The 16,736-nt window shown below is 61.5% G+C and carries 14 protein-coding genes; 5 read left to right on the top strand and 9 right to left on the bottom strand.

Annotated elements, in window-relative coordinates; genetic code table 11:
• Positions 1 to 89 precede the first annotated feature (89 nt).
• The 8 genes from ACIPOO_RS16605 to ACIPOO_RS16570 all read right to left on the bottom strand — a co-directional run bounded on the left by ACIPOO_RS16605 (position 90) and on the right by ACIPOO_RS16570 (position 9,951).
• Positions 90 to 2,012, bottom strand: coding sequence for a PrkA family serine protein kinase (locus ACIPOO_RS16605; protein ID WP_274131456.1), 1,923 nt, complete (start codon positions 2,010 to 2,012; stop codon positions 90 to 92).
• Between the two features lie 287 nt (positions 2,013 to 2,299).
• Positions 2,300 to 2,620 (bottom strand): thiosulfate sulfurtransferase GlpE, encoded by a 321-nt coding sequence (glpE, locus tag ACIPOO_RS16600; RefSeq protein ID WP_400608608.1) that lies wholly within the window; start codon positions 2,618 to 2,620, stop codon positions 2,300 to 2,302.
• Positions 2,621 to 2,676: 56 nt separating this feature from the next.
• Positions 2,677 to 3,558 (bottom strand): symmetrical bis(5'-nucleosyl)-tetraphosphatase, encoded by an 882-nt coding sequence (locus ACIPOO_RS16595; protein ID WP_400608607.1) that lies wholly within the window; start codon positions 3,556 to 3,558, stop codon positions 2,677 to 2,679.
• The gene (gene apaG / locus ACIPOO_RS16590) at positions 3,558 to 3,938 is read right to left on the bottom strand and encodes a Co2+/Mg2+ efflux protein ApaG (protein WP_400608606.1); all 381 of its coding nucleotides are present in this window, start codon (positions 3,936 to 3,938) and stop codon (positions 3,558 to 3,560) included. The genes ACIPOO_RS16595 and apaG overlap by 1 nt, the downstream gene beginning before the upstream one ends.
• Before the next feature lie 119 nt (positions 3,939 to 4,057).
• Positions 4,058 to 4,861 (bottom strand): 16S rRNA (adenine(1518)-N(6)/adenine(1519)-N(6))-dimethyltransferase RsmA, encoded by an 804-nt coding sequence (gene rsmA, locus ACIPOO_RS16585; RefSeq protein WP_400608605.1) that lies wholly within the window; start codon positions 4,859 to 4,861, stop codon positions 4,058 to 4,060.
• Positions 4,858 to 5,847 carry a 4-hydroxythreonine-4-phosphate dehydrogenase PdxA gene (pdxA, locus tag ACIPOO_RS16580; RefSeq protein ID WP_400608604.1) on the bottom strand — a complete coding sequence of 330 codons (990 nt, stop codon included), beginning with the start codon at positions 5,845 to 5,847 and terminating at the stop codon, positions 4,858 to 4,860. Before pdxA ends, rsmA begins: the two co-directional genes overlap by 4 nt.
• Complete coding sequence (locus ACIPOO_RS16575; protein ID WP_274131445.1) at positions 5,844 to 7,166, bottom strand: peptidylprolyl isomerase; 1,323 nt, start codon at positions 7,164 to 7,166, stop codon at positions 5,844 to 5,846. Before ACIPOO_RS16575 ends, pdxA begins: the two co-directional genes overlap by 4 nt.
• Entirely contained in the window at positions 7,147 to 9,951 is a 2,805-nt protein-coding gene (locus ACIPOO_RS16570) for an LPS-assembly protein LptD (RefSeq protein ID WP_274131442.1), read from the bottom strand. Before ACIPOO_RS16570 ends, ACIPOO_RS16575 begins: the two co-directional genes overlap by 20 nt.
• A 129-nt stretch (positions 9,952 to 10,080) precedes the next feature.
• Here ACIPOO_RS16570 and ACIPOO_RS16565 point away from each other — a divergent pair, with 129 nt between their 5' ends.
• Genes ACIPOO_RS16565 through ACIPOO_RS16555 form a run of 3 tightly spaced genes read left to right on the top strand, consistent with a single transcriptional unit; the run spans position 10,081 to position 12,598 of the window.
• Positions 10,081 to 11,103 (top strand): aminoglycoside phosphotransferase family protein, encoded by a 1,023-nt coding sequence (locus tag ACIPOO_RS16565; protein WP_400608603.1) that lies wholly within the window; start codon positions 10,081 to 10,083, stop codon positions 11,101 to 11,103.
• A gap of 55 nt (positions 11,104 to 11,158) precedes the next feature.
• Positions 11,159 to 11,827: an N-acetylmuramate alpha-1-phosphate uridylyltransferase MurU gene (gene murU / locus ACIPOO_RS16560; protein WP_274131438.1), complete on the top strand. Its 669-nt coding sequence runs from the start codon at positions 11,159 to 11,161 to the stop codon at positions 11,825 to 11,827.
• Positions 11,828 to 12,598: a TerB family tellurite resistance protein gene (locus tag ACIPOO_RS16555; RefSeq protein WP_400608602.1), complete on the top strand. Its 771-nt coding sequence runs from the start codon at positions 11,828 to 11,830 to the stop codon at positions 12,596 to 12,598. It abuts the gene before it with no gap.
• Positions 12,599 to 12,826: 228 nt separating this feature from the next.
• On the opposite strand, the gene ACIPOO_RS16550 is transcribed toward ACIPOO_RS16555, so the two are convergent.
• Positions 12,827 to 13,798 carry an alpha/beta hydrolase family protein gene (locus ACIPOO_RS16550; RefSeq protein ID WP_400608601.1) on the bottom strand — a complete coding sequence of 324 codons (972 nt, stop codon included), beginning with the start codon at positions 13,796 to 13,798 and terminating at the stop codon, positions 12,827 to 12,829.
• Between the two features lie 194 nt (positions 13,799 to 13,992).
• Here ACIPOO_RS16550 and ACIPOO_RS16545 point away from each other — a divergent pair, with 194 nt between their 5' ends.
• Together ACIPOO_RS16545 and ACIPOO_RS16540 are read left to right on the top strand one after the other, a co-directional pair.
• Complete coding sequence (locus ACIPOO_RS16545) at positions 13,993 to 16,008, top strand: histidine kinase (RefSeq protein WP_400608600.1); 2,016 nt, start codon at positions 13,993 to 13,995, stop codon at positions 16,006 to 16,008.
• Positions 16,005 to 16,634, top strand: coding sequence for a response regulator transcription factor (locus tag ACIPOO_RS16540; protein WP_274136780.1), 630 nt, complete (start codon positions 16,005 to 16,007; stop codon positions 16,632 to 16,634). The genes ACIPOO_RS16545 and ACIPOO_RS16540 overlap by 4 nt, the downstream gene beginning before the upstream one ends.
• Positions 16,635 to 16,736 lie beyond the last annotated feature (102 nt).

Raw genomic sequence — 16,736 nt, 5'->3', positions numbered from 1 at the left:
CCTCAAGTATGCCGGTGCCTTATCCAGCGCACCGGATTGCTCTTGGCTTGCAGCTTGAAGCTTGCAACTTGTCGCTGCTTCGTTGCTGCTTATTGGGATTTCCTGACCCGCAGGTACCACTCGGAGAGCAAGCGAACCTGTTTGTCGGTGTAGCCCCTTTCGACCATTCGGGTAACGAAGTCGTTGTGCTTCTGTTGATCCTCTTTGCTGGCTTTTGCGTTGAAGCTGATGACCGGCAGCAGATCCTCGGTGTTGGAGAACATTTTCTTCTCGATCACCACGCGCAGCTTCTCGTAGCTGAGCCAGGTCGGGTTCTTGCCGTTGTTGTTGGCACGGGCACGCAGCACGAAGTTGACGATCTCGTTGCGGAAATCCTTCGGATTGCTGATGCCAGCGGGTTTCTCGATCTTCTCCAGTTCTTCGTTCAGGGCCACGCGGTTGAGGATTTCCCCGGTTTCCGGATCGCGGTATTCCTGATCCTGAATCCAGAAGTCCGCGTAGAGCACATAGCGGTCGAAGATGTTCTGGCCGTACTCGCTGTAGGACTCCAGGTACGCCGTCTGGATTTCCTTGCCGATGAACTCGATGTATCGCGGCGCCAGGTATTCCTTGATGAAGCGCAGGTAGCGCTCGCGGGTTTCGGCCTGGAACTGTTCCTGCTCGATCTGCTGCTCCAGCACGTACAGCAGGTGAACCGGGTTGGCGGCCACTTCGTGCGGATCGAAGTTGAAGACTTTCGACAGAATCTTGAACGCGAAGCGGGTGGACAGGCCATTCATGCCTTCATCCACGCCGGCGCTGTCGCGATATTCCTGGATCGACTTGGCCTTGGGATCGGTGTCCTTGAGGTTCTCGCCGTCGTAGACCCGCATCTTGGAGTAGATGTTCGAGTTTTCAGGCTCCTTGAGGCGCGACAACACAGTGAACTGAGCGAGCATTTTCAGTGTGTCGGGCGCGCAATGGGCCTTGGCCAGCGAGCTGTTGAACAGAAGCTTGTCGTAGATCTTGATCTCGTCGCTGACGCGCAGGCAGTACGGCACCTTGACGATGTAGATCCGGTCGATGAAGGCTTCGTTGTTCTTGTTGTTGCGGAAGGTGTGCCACTCCGATTCGTTGGAGTGGGCCAGCAGGATACCGGTGAACGGGATCGCGCCCAGGCCTTCGGTACTGTTGTAGTTACCTTCCTGGGTGGCGGTGAGCAGTGGGTGCAGGACCTTGATCGGCGCCTTGAACATCTCCACGAATTCCATCAGGCCCTGGTTGGCCCGGCACAGCGCGCCCGAGTAGCTGTAGGCATCGGCGTCGTTCTGTGGGTATTCCTCGAGCTTGCGGATGTCGACCTTGCCGACGAGCGCCGAGATGTCCTGGTTGTTTTCATCACCAGGTTCGGTCTTGGCCACGGCGATCTGGTTGAGGATCGACGGATAGAGTTTGACCACCTTGAACTGGCTGATGTCGCCCCCGAACTCGGCCAGTCGTTTGGTCGCCCATGGCGACATGATGGTGTTGAGGTAGCGGCGCGGGATGCCGTAGTCCTCTTCGAGGATCGTCCCGTCTTCGGTGGGTTTGAACAGGCCCAAGGGCGATTCGAAAACCGGCGAGCCCTTGATGGCGTAGAAAGGTATTTTTTCGACCAGCTGTTTGAGTTTTTCAGCCAGGGACGACTTGCCGCCGCCTACAGGGCCGAGCAGGTAAAGGATCTGTTTCTTCTCTTCCAGGCCCTGGGCCGCATGGCGGAAGTACGAGACGATTTGCTCGATGCAGTCCTCCATGCCGTGGAAATCCTCGAACGCCGGATAGCGCCGGATGACCTTGTTGGAGAAGATGCGTGATAGCCGGGAGTTGGTCGAGGTGTCGAACAACTCAGGCTCGCCAATGGCCATCAGAAGACGCTCTGCGGCTGAGGCGTATGCGCTGCGATCGGTTTTGCAAAGCTCCAGGTACTCCTGTAGCGAGAGCTCTTCCTGGCGTGTCGATTCAAAGCGTTGTTGGAAGTGGCTAAAAATACTCATGACGTCACCTCGCTCGATACGTGGAGCCGGCGGCGGATCGTCAGTCGATGTTGGATGGACGCCGATCACTCGACAACCATTTACCCCCCAAACACCATAAAAGTAGCTACCGATGACCCGCGCGCCGGTGTACCGGCTCTCCCCTGATTCGGATGGCCTGAGGTAAGGATAGATCGGAATCGCGCATACAAAGAAGGAATGCGCGTGAAGGCAGGCTTACCGTTCGTCAGTTGAGGGCGCGAGCCCGCGTAGAACGCGGGATCGGGCGTCAAAAAAATATTTTCGAATCAGCCTTGTGCGGTTTCTGCGGGGAAAGTGGTTTTCCACAGTTCGAAACCGCCATCCATGCTGTAGACCTCGGAGAAGCCCTGACCTACAAGATAGGCTGCGGCGCTCTGGCTGGAGTTGCCGTGGTAGCAGACGACGACGAGCGGTTTGTCGAGATCGGCATTGCGGATGAAATCGGCAATGGAATGATTGTCCAGATGATGCGAGTCGGGGATGTGGCTGCTGGCGAACGTCTGTGCGTCGCGAACATCGACCAGCACCGCGCCTTGCTCACGCAGGGCCTGGGCCTGCTCCGGCGGAATGCGTTTGAAGTCGGTCATGGCGTGGGCTCCTGGGCCGTTGGGTTCTCGACGATTCGAGAACGGAAAAGGGAATTCTAACGCTGGGCTGCGATGGAGTCGCCAGTGCCAGGGTTGCTGGATGTTGAAGGGGCAAGGTTGCCGCGCTCGTCGCAGTCGCAGTGGATCAACTGCCGGGTATCGACGTCGAGCATGCGCATCCTGCCGCCCCACACGCAGCCGGTGTCCAGGGCGTAGACGCCAGGCTCGTCGCATCGCCCTTCAAGAGCAGCCCAATGGCCGAAGATGATGTTCAGGCCGCGGGTCTTGCGATCCTTGTGGCTGAACCATGGCAGGTAGCCATCTGGAGCGCTGTCCAGGCCTTCCTTGCTCTTGAGGTCCAGCTTGCCGTCAGCGGTGCAGAAGCGCATGCGCGTGAAGTAATTGGTGATGACCCGCAGCCGCGTGACGCCGTGCAGGTCCTTGTCCCACTTGGCCGGCTCGTTGCCGTACATGCCATCCAGAAACGGCTCGAACAGGTTGTCGTCGCGCAGGGCCTCTTCGACTTCTTCGGCGCAGCGCAGGGCCTTCTTCAAGGTCCACTGCGGCGGGATCCCTGCGTGCACCAGGGCGATGTCACGCTCGGCGTCGTAGTGCAGCAGCTTCTGCTGGCGCAGCCAGTCGAGCAGGTCCCTGGCATCGGGCGCTTCGAGGATTTCGCGCAGGGTGTCGCCCTTTTTCAGGCGTTCGATGTTGCGCCCGGCAGCCAGCAGGTGCAGGTCGTGATTGCCCAGCACGCAGACGACAGAGTCGCGCATGGCGTAGAGGTAACGCAGGGTTTCCAGCGACTGGGGACCGCGATTGACCAGGTCGCCCACCAGCCAGAGCGTGTCTTTGCCGCGTTCGAACGAAACGCGCTCCAGCAGGCATTTCAGAGGTTCAAGGCAACCTTGCAGATCGCCGACCGCGTAAACCGTCATCAGTGAAGCGCCCCCGGTACCGCCAGCCGGAACGGTGCGATAACCGCGTCAAAGCGTTTGCCGTCTTCGGCGAGCATCTGGTAAGTACCCTGCATGTTGCCGACCTTGGTCGTCATCACGGTGCCGCTGCTGTAGGTGTGGCTTTCTCCGGCCTGGATCAGCGGCTGCTGGCCCACGACGCCCTCGCCGCGAACTTCTTCGACATGGCCGTCGCCGTCGGTGATCACCCAGTGACGCGACAGCAGCTTGGCAGGCAGTTCACCGTTGTTGTGCACGGTGATGGTGTACGCGAACGCAAAGCGGTTCTGCTCTGGCTGAGACTGTTCGGCGAGGAAGCGGGTAACGACGCTGACGTCGACCTGATAACGAGGATCGGACATGCGAGAGGCCTTAAAGCGGGAGCGGAAAAAGCCGGAAAAGCCCGGAAAGGGTTCAGTCTAGGACATGTCACGGGTAAAAAAACCAATGGCGGCTTGGCCCGGACATGTCCTTGCAGGTATCAGACGACAGGCTTGTCGCTGAGTTTGTCAGCCAGGCGCACGAACGCAGCCAGATCCAGCTGCTCGGGGCGCAGGCTGCCGTCTACGCCAGCTTCGGAAATTTCCTCGCTGGTGAGCAGCGCCTTGAGCGTGTTGCGCAGGGTCTTGCGGCGCTGGTTGAACGCTTCGCGCACGACGCGCTCAAGCACGCGGTGATCCTTGGCCGGGTGCGGCAGGGTTTCGTGCGGCACCAGGCGCACGATGGCCGAGTCGACTTTCGGCGGCGGATTGAACGCGCCTGGGCCCACGTTGAACAGATGCTCCACGCGGCAGTGGTACTGGACCATGATCGACAGACGGCCCCAATCACCACCGCCAGGCCCTGCGGCCAGACGCTCGACCACTTCCTTCTGCAGCATGAAATGCATGTCGCGGATCAGGTGGGCGTTCTGCAGCAGATGGAAAATCAGCGGCGTGGAAATGTTGTACGGCAGGTTACCGACCACGCGGAGGCTGCTGGGGGCCGCGTTCAGGCTGGTGAAGTCGAACTTCAGCGCATCGCCCTGGTGCAGGTTGAAGTTGGTCAGGTGGCTGAACTGCTGCATCAGGATCGGCACCAGATCCTTGTCCAGCTCGACGACGTCCAGTTGCGCGCCGCTGCTCAGCAGACCTTCAGTCAGGGCGCCTTGGCCCGGGCCGATTTCCAGCATGCGGTCATCGGCCTTGGCGCGGATCGAGCGCAGGATCTTGTCGATAACGCCTGCGTCGTGCAGGAAGTTCTGGCCGAAGCGCTTGCGCGCCTTGTGTTGGTATTGCTCGGTCATTTACGGGTCTCGGCCATCTGATAGGCGGTTTGCAACGCGACCTTGAGGCTGCCGGTGTCGATCTTGCCGCTGCCTGCCAGGTCCAGCGCCGTGCCGTGGTCCACGGATGTGCGGATGATCGGCAGGCCAAGGGTGACGTTGACGGCGGCCCCGAAGCCTTTGTACTTGAGCACGGGCAGGCCTTGGTCGTGGTACATCGCCAGCACTGCGTCGCAGTGCTCCAGATATTTGGGGGTAAACAGAGTGTCGGCGGGCAGCGGGCCGCGCAAATCCAGGCCATCGCTGCGCAGACGCTCCAGGGTTGGTTCGATGATGTCGATTTCTTCGCGGCCCAGATGGCCGCCTTCGCCCGCGTGCGGATTCAGGCCACAGACCAGAATGCGCGGATGGGCGATGCCGAACTTGTTGACCAGGTCAGCGTGGAGAATGCGCGTGACGCGCTCCAGCCGGTCCGGGGTGATCGCATCGGCGATGTCACGCAGGGGCAGGTGAGTGGTCACCAGTGCCACCCGCAGATCGCCAGTGGCGAGCATCATCACCACCTGTTCGGTGTGGGTCAGTTCGGCCAGGAATTCGGTATGCCCGGAGAACGGGATGCCGCTTTCGTTGATGACGCCCTTGTGCACCGGTGCGGTAATCATCCCGGCGAACTGGCCGTCGATGCACCCTTGCCCGGCGCGGGTCAGGGTTTCAAGTACGAAACTGCCGTTGGCCTTGTCCAGTTGCCCGGTGATGACAGGCGCACCCAGCGGGGTGTCCCACACATACAGGCTGCCGGCAGGGGCGGGCAGGTTGGGAAAGGCATCCGGCGTGACGGGAATCAGGCTGACGGCCACGCCCAGTTGCGCGGCCCGCTCGTTGAGCAGGTCGCAACTGGTGATGGCAATCAGGGGATGAGGCTGGGACTGCGCGGCGAGCAGCAGGCAGAGGTCAGGACCAATGCCGGCGGGCTCGCCGGGTGTCAGGGCGAAACGCTGGGGTTTCACTTGGCAGCCTGGTCGGCGCCAGGGAGCTTGATTTCTACATAGGCTTCGTCGCGGATCTGACGCAGCCAGGTTTGCAGCTCTTCGTCGTACTTGCGGTTACGCAGTACGGTCATCGCCTGTTGCTCGCGAGCCTGGTTGGTGCTGTCGGTTGCACGACGGCCCAACACTTCCAGAACGTGCCAGCCGAATTGAGTCTGGAACGGCTTGGAAACGACACCTTGCGGGGTCTCGTTCATCACATCGCGGAATTCCGGCACCAGCGTGCGCGGATCAACCCAGTTCATGTCGCCGCCGTTGAGCGCCGAACCCGGGTCTTCGGAGAAGTTCTTCGCAAGTTCTGCAAAGTCTTCGCCGTTCTGGATACGGTCGTAGATGCGCTGCGCGAGCATCTTGGTTTCAGCTTCGCTGCGGATTTCGCTTGGCTTGATCAGGATGTGACGAACATGGACTTCGTCGCGCATCTGGGTCTGATTCTCGCCGCCGCGTTTTGCCAGCAACTTGAGGATGATGAAACCGCCTGGGGTACGGGCAGGAGGTGTCACTTCGCCCGGGCTCATCGAGTTGAGCATGTCGCCGAATGGCGGTGGCAGTTGAGCGGCTTTGCGCCAGCCCATGTCGCCGCCGTCCAGGGCGCTTTCGCTGGCCGAGGAAGAGATCGCCAGTTGCTCGAAGTTCGCGCCTTGCTGCAACTTGCCGTAGATGTCCTTGGCCTTGACCGCGGCTGCCTGGATCTGGTCCGAAGAGGCGCTGTCAGGGGTAGGAATCAGGATGTTGGCCAGGTGGAACTCTTCGGAGAACTGCGCCTTGCCCAGGTCCGAAGCCAGGAAGTTCTTCACTTCCTGTTCTGACACCTGGATACGCTCGGCGACCCGGCGCTGACGCACCCGGCTGATGACCATTTCACGGCGGATCTGCTCACGGGCGGTGTTGTACGACAGGCCGTCGTGGGCCAGCGCCGCCTTGAACTGCTCGATGCTCATGTTGTTGCGTTGAGCGATGGTGCCGACCGCCTGGTTCAGTTCTTCGTCGGTGATTCGAATGCCGGAGCGCTCGCCGATCTGCAACTGCAGGTTTTCCAGGATCAGACGATCCAGGACCTGGGATTCCAGCGCGCTGGCCGGGGGGACGCCCTGGCCGCGCTTGGCGATGGTTTGCTGAACTTCACGGGTGCGTTGGTCGAGCTGGCTTTGCATGACCACGTCGTTGTCGACGATGGCTACAACCTTGTCGATGGAGCGCACTTCAGCGTGCGCTACGGTACCGATGAGCAGCGCGCCCAGCATCAGCGGGCGCAGACAATCAGAAAGCTTGGTCTTCACGTTCACGATAACCTTGGATGCCTTTGTCGAGGAAGCTTTCAACTTTTTGGCCAACAACGCCGCCAAGTCCCTTCAACACGATTTGTAGGAAGATGCCGCGGTCGCCTTTCTCGTTGCTCGCAACTTCTTGAGTGGATTCGTCGTAGTCAACCCAGTAGCGGTTGATCAGACGCAGCTTCCAGCAGCAGTTGTCGTATTCGAAACCACCGAAGGCTTCGAGGGTACGGTTGCGGTTGTAGTCGAACTGCCAACGAGCAATGGCGCTCCACTGCGGCACGACTGGCCAGATGACCGAGAAGTCGTGCTGCTGGATCTTGTAGTAGTCCTTGATGACCGAGCCGTCTGGCAGAACCGCGTCGCCGCCGCCCACGGTCCAGCGACCGGTGGTCTGGTCGTAGCGGATCTGGTCGTTACGGTACCGGTAACCGGCGTTGATGATCTTGCCCGGCTCGTCTTCAGGCTGGTAATGAACCATGGCGCTGCCGGAGCGGGTGCTGCGGCTGTCCGGGTCCCAGTTGAAGTCCGACGTGGCACGCCAGTCGCGGTTGAAGCGGTATTCGTATTCCAGTGCATACGGGGATACGTCGGATTGCGAGTCCTTGCGGGTGTCTGCATCGATACCCGGCAATTGAACCTTGCGATCCTTGAAGTACAGCGCCTGGCCGATACTGAAACGCTGACGTTCGAAGCCGTTTTCCTCGATCCAGCGGTTGGTCACGCCCAGGGACAGCTTGTTCTCGTCACCGATGCGGTCGGAGCCGACAAAGCGGTTGTCGCGGAACAGCGAACCGTAGTTGAACGTGGTTTCACCCGTGTCGAAGATCGGGATGTCTTTCTGATCCTTCTCCGGAACGTAGAGGTAGTACAGACGCGGTTCCAGGGTCTGGCGGTAGTTCTTGCCGAACCAGTTGGTGTTGCGGTCGAAGTACAGGCCGCTGTCCACGCTGAAGATCGGCACGGCGCGGTCTACGCCACTGTCGAAGTTTTCCTGGTAGCCGGCGCCCTGGTTGCGGGCCGTCAGCAGGTCAGCCTTGCCCTGCCCATCCAGGTCCAGATCGTACTTGGTGTAAACGTATTTCAGCTTCGGCAATACGTAACCATAGCTCGCCGACATCGGCAGGCTGATGGATGGCGCCAGGTTCAGGCGGGTGCCGTTGGCGCGTTCGATGCCGAACACGGAGCGGTCCAGTCGGTTCGACAGGATTCCGTCTTCGTCACTGTACTGGCCAGTGCGCAGGTCACGATCGAACCGGACCAGCTCGGATTCATACCCGAATCGCAGTCCGCCAGGGTTGTACGGCAGCGTACCGTTGAGGGTCAGTTGCGGCAGACGGCCATAAGGCGTGGTCTGGGTCACTGTGGTCAACTGGTACTGCTGGACGTTGAGCCCGGCGGTGTAGGTGTCGCCACGGTAGACCAGAGCCCCTTGCTGGTTCAGGTAGTCATGGGTGCTGACCCCTTCCTGACCGCTTTTCAGATCCTTGAAGTAGTAAGGATCGCTGACCCTGGTGTAGTCGACCTTGGCAGTGAGGCGCTCATCCAGGCCGCTGCGGTTCTGCCAGTTGATCATCCAGCGTGTGTCCTTGTAATCGGACTGCAGCTTGCGATCATCGTTGTCGTCGTTCAGGTAAGCGGCACCGAACTGACCTTCACTGCTCTTGGTCAGGTAGCGGAACTCGCCTTCGAGCAACAGGCCGCGCTTGGCCATGTAGGTCGGGTACAACGTGGCGTCGTAGTTAGGCGCCAGGTTGAAGTAGTACGGGGTGAGCAACGAGAAGCCGGTGTCGCTGTTGGCACCGATGGTCGGTGGCAGGAAGCCGGACTGGCGACGGTCGTCGATCGGGAAATAGATGTACGGCGTGTAGAGGATCGGAATGTCCTTCACGCGCAGCGTTGCGTTGGTCGCGGTACCGAAGCCGGTGGCCGGGTTCAGGGTGATGTTGTTGCCCTTGACCGTCCAGGCGTTGCTGTTCGGTTCGCACGTGGTGTACGTACCGTCCTTGAGGCGGATGATCGCGTTCTCTGCACGACGGGCGTACAGCGCGTTACCACGCACGTTGGATTTGTGCAGCACGTACTCGGCGTTGTCGACTTTCGCCTCGCCGGTGTCCAGCTGGATTTCAGCATGGTCACCCACGATCAGGGCGCCGTTGTCGCGCAGACGGACATCGCCGTTCAGCTCGCCACGGTTCTCGGCCTGGTGCAGGCTGGCTTCGTCGGACTCGACCTGCATCGAACCCTGGCGCATGACGACGTCACCGGCCAGCGTTGCGATCTGTTCTTCCTGCTGGTAGCGCGAGGCCTTGGCACCGATGAAGGTCGGCGCGTCGCTCTTGGCGGTCTTGTCGTCCATGCCAGGGCGAATCGGCTCGATGTAGGCACCGGAGCAGTAAGGACCGGTCTCTGCCAGTTGGGCAGCGGTCAACTTCTCGCGTGGCACCCAGTCCAGATGGCTGTAGTCTGCGCTGCGCGATTTCAGGCCACGGCCCTTGGCCTCGGTGACCAGCATCGTCTTGGGCACGACTTCACCGCTTTCGGTGGTCGTTGTGCTCTCAGTCGCCGTGCTGCTGTTGGACGACACGCTGTTGGCGTCGTGCACAGGCCGCGGAGGCAACTGGGCTGCGTTGGATTTTGGAGCGCAATCCCAGGAACCTGTTGCCGACACCGAGCAGTCATACTGTTCAGCTGCAACCACGTACTGGGTGGCCAGGGGTTGCATCGCCAGCAAACTGCCGGTTACCAGCAACGGAAATTTTTTACGAAACGCGGGGGATTTCAATGCCATCTTATTAGTCCGGGCTTCCTGCGCGCCATCTGCCCGCGGGGGGGCCGCACGCCTCTCGATGGGCTGAAAAAGATGTCGGATAATAAAGCATGACCCGCTTGACGGCTAGCGCCGTCGGAGACCCTTGCAATGCCAGATCAAGATGTACGCCTGCAACACCTGAAAGTTTGGCTCGATGAGCAGCTGCCAAAATTGTTTTCTGCACAGGGCTGGGGCGCCGTACCCCCGGCCACGTTGACTGCGGCCAGCAGTGACGCCAGTTTTCGTCGTTACTTCCGCTGGGAAGGCGAGGGTCGCACTTTTATCGTGATGGATGCGCCGCCCCCTCAGGAAAACTGCAAACCGTTCGTGGATATCGCTCATTTATTGAGCGAATCGGGAATTAATGTTCCGATAATTTATGCCGAAGACCTGAATCAAGGCTTTTTGCTACTCAATGATCTGGGGCGAAAAACCTATCTGGATGTGATCGATGAGCAAAATGCCGATCAACTGTTCGCCGATGCCATCGACGCGCTGGTTGCCTATCAGCAATTGCCGATGCAGGCACCGCTGCCCAGTTACGACGTTGCCTTGTTGCGCCGCGAGCTCGAGCTTTTTCCCGAGTGGTACGTGAAGCGTCATCTGGGTGTGGAATTCGACCCATCGCAGCAGGCCAGTTGGCAGCGGGTCAGTGAACTGTTGATCGAGAGCGCCCTGGCGCAGCCCAAAGTGCTGGTTCACCGCGACTACATGCCGCGCAACCTGATGCTCAGCGAGCCCAACCCCGGCGTGCTGGATTTCCAGGATGCGGTGTACGGCCCGGTGACCTACGACATCACCTGCCTGTTCAAGGATGCGTTCCTGAGCTGGCCCGAAGAGCGTGTGGCGGGTTGGCTCAAGCTGTATTGGGACAAGGCCGTGGCACTGGGCATTCCCGTGCAGGATGATTTCCAGGAGTTTCGCCGCGCCAGTGATTTGATGGGGGTTCAGCGTCACTTGAAGGTGATCGGCATCTTTGCCCGCATATGCCATCGTGATGGCAAGCCGCGGTACGTCGCCGATGTCCCGCGTTTCTTCTCTTATATAGAAGCCGTGCTGGCTCGCCGGCCGGAGCTGGTGGAACTGAACAACCTGCTGACCAGCCTGGGCCAGCCAAAACAAGAAGCCTGAGCATCAATTGCTGCTTTGAAGGTACGGATGTGAAGACTGTTTCCAAGAGGAACCCATGAAAGCGATGATTCTGGCCGCCGGCAAAGGCGAGCGCCTGCGTCCCTTGACCCTGCACACGCCCAAGCCGCTGGTGCGCGCCGGTGGCGTGCCGCTGATCGAGTACCACCTGCGCGCACTCAAGCGCGCAGGCTTCACCGATGTGGTCATCAACCATGCCTGGCTCGGGCAGCAGATCGAAGATTACCTGGGGGATGGTGAGCAGTTGGGCCTGAGCATCCGCTATTCGCCCGAAGGCGAACCGCTGGAGACCGGTGGCGGCATCTTCCGTGCGCTGCCACTGCTGGGCGATGAGCCGTTCCTGGTGGTCAACGGCGACATCTGGACCGAGTGTGATTTCGCCGGGTTGAACCGTCCCATTCAGGGCCTGGCGCATCTGGTGCTGGTGGATAATCCTGCGCATCACCCGGCTGGCGATTTCGCGCTGGTCGATGGCAAGGTGCTGGACGACGCCAGTTTGCCGCGCCTGACCTACAGCGGCATTGCCATCCTGCATCCGCAGCTGTTTGCCGAATGCAGCGAGGGCGCTTTCAAGCTTGCGCCGTTGTTGCGTGACGCCATGGCCAAGGGGCAGGTGAGCGGTGAGCATCTGAGCGGGCGTTGGGTGGATGTCGGCACCCACGAGCGGTTGGCGGAAGTCGAGCAGATCCTTGCGGTGAAGTCCTAAATGCTTTGGCCATTCACGGTGATCGGCGGCGGTACCGGGTATGCGATAGCCAGCATTCCGGGCGCCATGCTGGGCGCGTTGCTCGGCCAGGCGCTGGACCGGCGCCTGCATGTGCAGAGCCTGGCCGAACTCTGGGAGCGCGCCCGAGGGCGTAGCGTTCCGCAGGATGAAGAGCTGCTGTTCATCCTGTTGGGGCGCGTGGCCAAGAGTGATGGCCGGGTGGTTGACGGTCACATTCAGCAGGCCCGGGTGGAAATGCGCCGCCTGGACCTGAGCGAGGCGGCGACGCGGCGTGCGATTGCGGCTTTCAACCGTGGCAAGGATGGGCGCGACAACCTGCAGGTGCATCTGCATCGCCTGAAAACCCAGCCCCATGCTGCCGAAGGTTTACTGCGCGCCAGTTGGCGCATGGCGTGGGCAGACGGCAGGGCTTCACGGGCCGAGCGCAGTCTGATCGTGCTGTGGGGCAAGTGGCTGGGCTGGACGCCAGAGCGGGTCGAAGCGTTGTCGGCTACCGAGGATGAACAACGGCCCCGTGCGCCTGCCAGCAGTGGCGGGGAGTACCAGGAGGCGTTGCGCCTGCTGGGTGTGCGCTCGGATTCGGAGCCGGCGCAGATCAAGCGCGCGTATCGGCGTTTGCTCAGTCGCCATCATCCCGACAAGATCGCAGGGTCCGGCGCCAGTCAGACCCAGGTGCGCGACGCCACCGAAAAAACCCGCGAACTGCACAACGCCTACGCCGTGATTCGCGACCGCCGCGGGTTCCGCTGATCCCTGATTGTAGGAGCGCGCTTGCCCGCGATGGGGGTTTTGCCTGCACCTCATCAGCGGGCTGACACACCGCCGTCGCGGGCAAGCGCGCTCCTACAGCCTGATGTGCCGAAAATTTGTGAGCGACCCCACTCCCCGTAGCAGTCCGGCTTGCCGGCGAGGCGCCCCTCAAAATCGCCCCCGCCGGCAAGCCGGACTACTACGGTGCGAGATTCACCGGCGTTGCGCTTATTCGCTCTCCAGCCACCCGCGAACCCGGCGGAACAACTGGTCCTGCTCGCCTGCGGTATTGCCGGGGATGGCGTTGAGCGCGACCTGGGTGAAACGGGCGTTCTTGATGCGTTTGCTCACGTCCAGGCGATCCTTGGCTTGTTGCCGAGGCACGGCCAGTTCGCGGTTGACGAAGTCCGCCGTCGGCACTTTAAGGGTGGGCAGCAATTGCAGCAGCGTTGGCGTCTGCTGATTGGTCTGCACTGCCGTCACCATGACCAGTTTCTGCACCGCCGGCGCAGGTCGCTCGCTCATGTAGCGTGCTGCCCAATAGGCCCCCGTTCCGTGTCCCAGCAGCACCACGCTATGGGCCTTGTTCTGTTGAGCGAAGGTCACGGCGCTGTCGATGCGGGCGAAGATCTTCTCGGCAATCGCCTTGTCCCGCTCCACCTGGGCTGCAGCCTGTGCGGCGGCCGCAGCAGCATCGGCTTCTGCGCTGGCCCCAGGGTCCGGCGCTTTGGCCTTGTCCTTGTCAGCGGCGGCCTTGTCGTCGGTGGCAGGCGCTTCGGCGGCCCGGGCGAAAACGCCGTCTTCGTAAGCATCCGGAAGGGTCAGGCTCAAGCTGGCCCAGCCCACGTCCGGCAGTTTGTTGCGCAGTGGGCCGACCGCGTTGGGCCAGTCCGCCGACTCTCCCGCGCCAGGAACGATCACCACCGCGCCCTTGGGCTCGTCGACGTTGGCAGGCTTCCACAACGCCAGAAAACTTTCATCGCCGGCCTGCAACTGCTGCTGTTCGATCTGAGGAATCCGCCGCTCCAGCGCCAGTGAGTCCTCCTGGCTGCGTGATGGCAGCACGGCACGTTCCGGCGCCTTTTCTTCAGGCTTCGCGCCGCTGGCCGGGGCTGTATCTGCCGCCAGTGTCATCTGCGAGCAAGGTAAGATCAGTGTCAGGCAAATCGCGGGAAACATTGCGCGAATGGTGTAGGACATCGAATATTCCAAAGGCCAGAAACAATTCTGGCAGCCTAAAGGGTTGATGACGGTTTGTCAGGCCGGGTAGCGCCGCCCGCTTTCAGGCGCCATGCACACCAGATGATTGATCGAGGATTCAGGGAAGTGGGGATGACAGATTGAGAATCCGCGTGCTGTGCCTTCGGGTTATCGGCTGTCCGGGAGCGCTCTTGATGGGCGTGCTGCTGATTGCCATGTCCTGCCTGGCGCAGGCTGGCGTGGCGCCCGCGCCGCCGGATCCGCTCAATGCCGCCCAGCGTGACTGGCTCAACCAGCATGGACAACTGCGCGTCGGCCTGGTGTTGCAGGCGCCCTATGCCCAGTTCGACCGCAGGGCGCAGGTGTTGTCGGGGGCCAACGTGGATCTGGTCAACCTGATGGCCAGGACCCTGCAGGTCGAACTGCTGTGGCGCAACTTCTCCGATCAGGCCGAGCTTGAGAAAGCCCTCGCCGAGGGACAGATCGATTTCGCCCCTGGCCTGACCCAGACCCCGGCCGGCCTGCGCATGTGGCTGTTTTCCGACCCTTACATGCGCGTGCCGCAGCTGATCGTGGGCGAGCGGGACGGTGCGGGCGCCGTGGATCTTGAAAAGCTCGGCGAGCAGGTGCGCATCGCCGTGCGCATGCCCAGCGCGACTGCTGACTACCTGCGTTCCAACTACACCCATCTGAATCTGCAAGGCGTGCCACTGGATCGCCAGGCCCTGCAACTGCTGCTCAGCCAGCAGGCACGCTACGCCGTGGTCGATGAGGCCCAGCTCAGCCGCCTGTCCCGGGAAAACGAGTTCGCCGACCTGGCGGTGGTGGGGGATATCGGCTTCCCGCAGTTGCTGCGCGTGGCCTCGCGACGCGATGCGCCGGAACTGGCCGACATCATCAGCCAGGCGCTGAACGCGATTGCTCCCAAGGATCTGGATCAATTGCATGCCCAGTGGCTGCAGCCCAAGTACGCGCGGGTCAGCGAGTCGCCGGGGCTGTGGAAAAACCTCGCGCTGCTGTTCCTGGTGCTGTTCCTGGCCAGCGCGGCGATTGTCTACTGGCAGCGCAAACAGCAGCAGACCCTCGAACGTGAGTTGCTGGCCGCCCGCGAAGACATCACCAGGCGGCTGGCCGGCGAAGAGGCGCTGCGTCTGGCGCAGTTCTCCATCGACCAGAGCACCGTGGGCATTCTCTGGGTCAACTGGGACAGCCACGTGCGCTACGCCAATCATGCGGCCGAAAGCATGCTGGGCTACGGGCGCGGCGGGGTGGTGGACCGGCCGCTGATCGACTTCGAGCCGGGCCTGAACATGGATCGCTGGCTCAACCTGTGGAAGAACGCCCGGGCCAGCGACGACGCGCCGCAGAACTTCGAAAGCAATTGTGTACGCGCCGATGGCAGCATTCTCCCGGCTGACGTCTCCCTGAGTTTCCTGCGCTTTCGCTCCGCTGAATACCTGGTGGTGTTCATCACCGACGTCACCGAGCGCCGCCGTTCCCTGGCGGCATTGCAGGAAAGCGAGGCGCGCTTGCAGGTGCTGGCCGAGCAGTTGCGCGAGTTGTCGGCCCACCTGGAAACGGTACGGGAAGAGGAAAAGGCCCGCATCGCCCGGGAAGTTCACGACGAGCTGGGTCAGATGTTGACCGTGCTCAAGCTGGAAACCTCCATGTGCGAACTGGCCTACGCGGATCTTGATCCCGGATTGCGCGAGCGGCTCAACAGCATGAAGCGCCTGATCGCCCAACTGTTCCAACTGGTGCGGGACGTGGCCACGGCGTTGCGTCCGCCGATCCTGGACGCGGGCATCGCGTCCGCCATCGAGTGGCAGGCCCGGCGCTTCGAGGCGCGCACGCAGATTCCGTGTCTGGTGCAGGTGCCGGACAACCTGCCAAGGCTTGCCGATGCGACGGCCATCGGCCTGTTTCGCATTCTTCAGGAGGCGCTGACCAACGTCATGCGCCACGCCGAGGCTCATTCGGTCGAGCTGAACCTGAGCCTCAAGGCGGGTGTGCTGTGCATGAGCGTGGCAGACGATGGCAAGGGCTTCGATCAGGCGGCGGAGCGCCCGGCGTCGTTTGGTCTGGTGGGCATGCGCGAGCGGGTGCTGATCATGGGCGGACGATTGCATCTGGACAGCACGCTGGGAGAAGGCACAACCTTGCGTATCCAGATTCCGCTGGAACAGGTCGCGCAGGAGCAAGTGCAGTGATTCGTGTATTGGTCGCCGAAGATCACACCATCGTCCGTGAGGGCATCAAGCAGTTGATCGGCCTGGCCAAGGATCTTCAGGTGGCGGGGGAGGCCGCGAATGGCGAACAGCTTCTGGAGGCCCTGCGCCATATCGAATGCGAAGTGGTGCTGCTGGATATCTCCATGCCCGGCGTCAACGGCCTGGAAGCGATTCCCCGGATTCGCGCGCTGAACAATCCGCCAGCGATTCTTGTGCTGTCGATGCACGATGAGGCGCAGATGGCGGCGCGGGCCCTGAAGATCGGCGCAGCCGGTTACGCGACCAAGGACAGCGACCCCGCGCTGCTGCTGACGGCGATCCGACGGGTGGCGTCGGGCGGGCGCTACATCGACCCTGATCTGGCCGACCGCATGGTGTTCGAGGTGGGCCTGACCGACAGCCGGCCTCTGCACTCGTTGTTGTCCGAGCGTGAGTTTTCGGTATTCGAACGCCTCGCCCAAGGGGCCAACGTCAACGACATCGCCCAGCAGCTGGCGCTGAGCAGCAAGACCATCAGCACCCACAAGGCGCGGTTGATGCAGAAGCTCAATATCACGTCGCTGGCTGAATTGGTGAAGTACGCGATGGAGCACAAGCTGGTCTGATCGCGTACCTAAAAACGACCCTTGCGGTGTGAATGGAATCGCTGTCGCGGGCAAGCGCGCTCCTACAAAACCACGCGATCCCCTGTAGGAGCGCGCTTGCCC

It is taken from the genome of Pseudomonas sp. NPDC090201, assembly GCF_044746825.1.
Taxonomy (GTDB): Bacteria; Pseudomonadota; Gammaproteobacteria; order Pseudomonadales; family Pseudomonadaceae; genus Aquipseudomonas; species Aquipseudomonas putida_AD.
This window is presented reverse-complemented; position numbering and strand designations above follow the sequence as displayed.

Bases quoted from the DNA above. Each gene is read 5' to 3' on its own strand.
- ACIPOO_RS16605 (WP_274131456.1), bottom strand. From the start codon at position 2,012: ATGAGTATTTTTAGCCACTTCCAACAACGCTTTGAATCGACACGCCAG.
- glpE (WP_400608608.1), bottom strand. From the start codon at position 2,620: ATGACCGACTTCAAACGCATTCCGCCGGAGCAGGCCCAGGCCCTGCGT.
- ACIPOO_RS16595 (WP_400608607.1), bottom strand. From the start codon at position 3,558: ATGACGGTTTACGCGGTCGGCGATCTGCAAGGTTGCCTTGAACCTCTG.
- apaG (WP_400608606.1), bottom strand. From the start codon at position 3,938: ATGTCCGATCCTCGTTATCAGGTCGACGTCAGCGTCGTTACCCGCTTC.
- rsmA (WP_400608605.1), bottom strand. From the start codon at position 4,861: ATGACCGAGCAATACCAACACAAGGCGCGCAAGCGCTTCGGCCAGAAC.
- ACIPOO_RS16570 (WP_274131442.1), bottom strand. From the start codon at position 9,951: ATGGCATTGAAATCCCCCGCGTTTCGTAAAAAATTTCCGTTGCTGGTA.
- ACIPOO_RS16565 (WP_400608603.1), top strand. From the start codon at position 10,081: ATGCCAGATCAAGATGTACGCCTGCAACACCTGAAAGTTTGGCTCGAT.
- murU (WP_274131438.1), top strand. From the start codon at position 11,159: ATGAAAGCGATGATTCTGGCCGCCGGCAAAGGCGAGCGCCTGCGTCCC.
- ACIPOO_RS16555 (WP_400608602.1), top strand. From the start codon at position 11,828: ATGCTTTGGCCATTCACGGTGATCGGCGGCGGTACCGGGTATGCGATA.
- ACIPOO_RS16550 (WP_400608601.1), bottom strand. From the start codon at position 13,798: ATGTCCTACACCATTCGCGCAATGTTTCCCGCGATTTGCCTGACACTG.
- ACIPOO_RS16545 (WP_400608600.1), top strand. From the start codon at position 13,993: ATGGGCGTGCTGCTGATTGCCATGTCCTGCCTGGCGCAGGCTGGCGTG.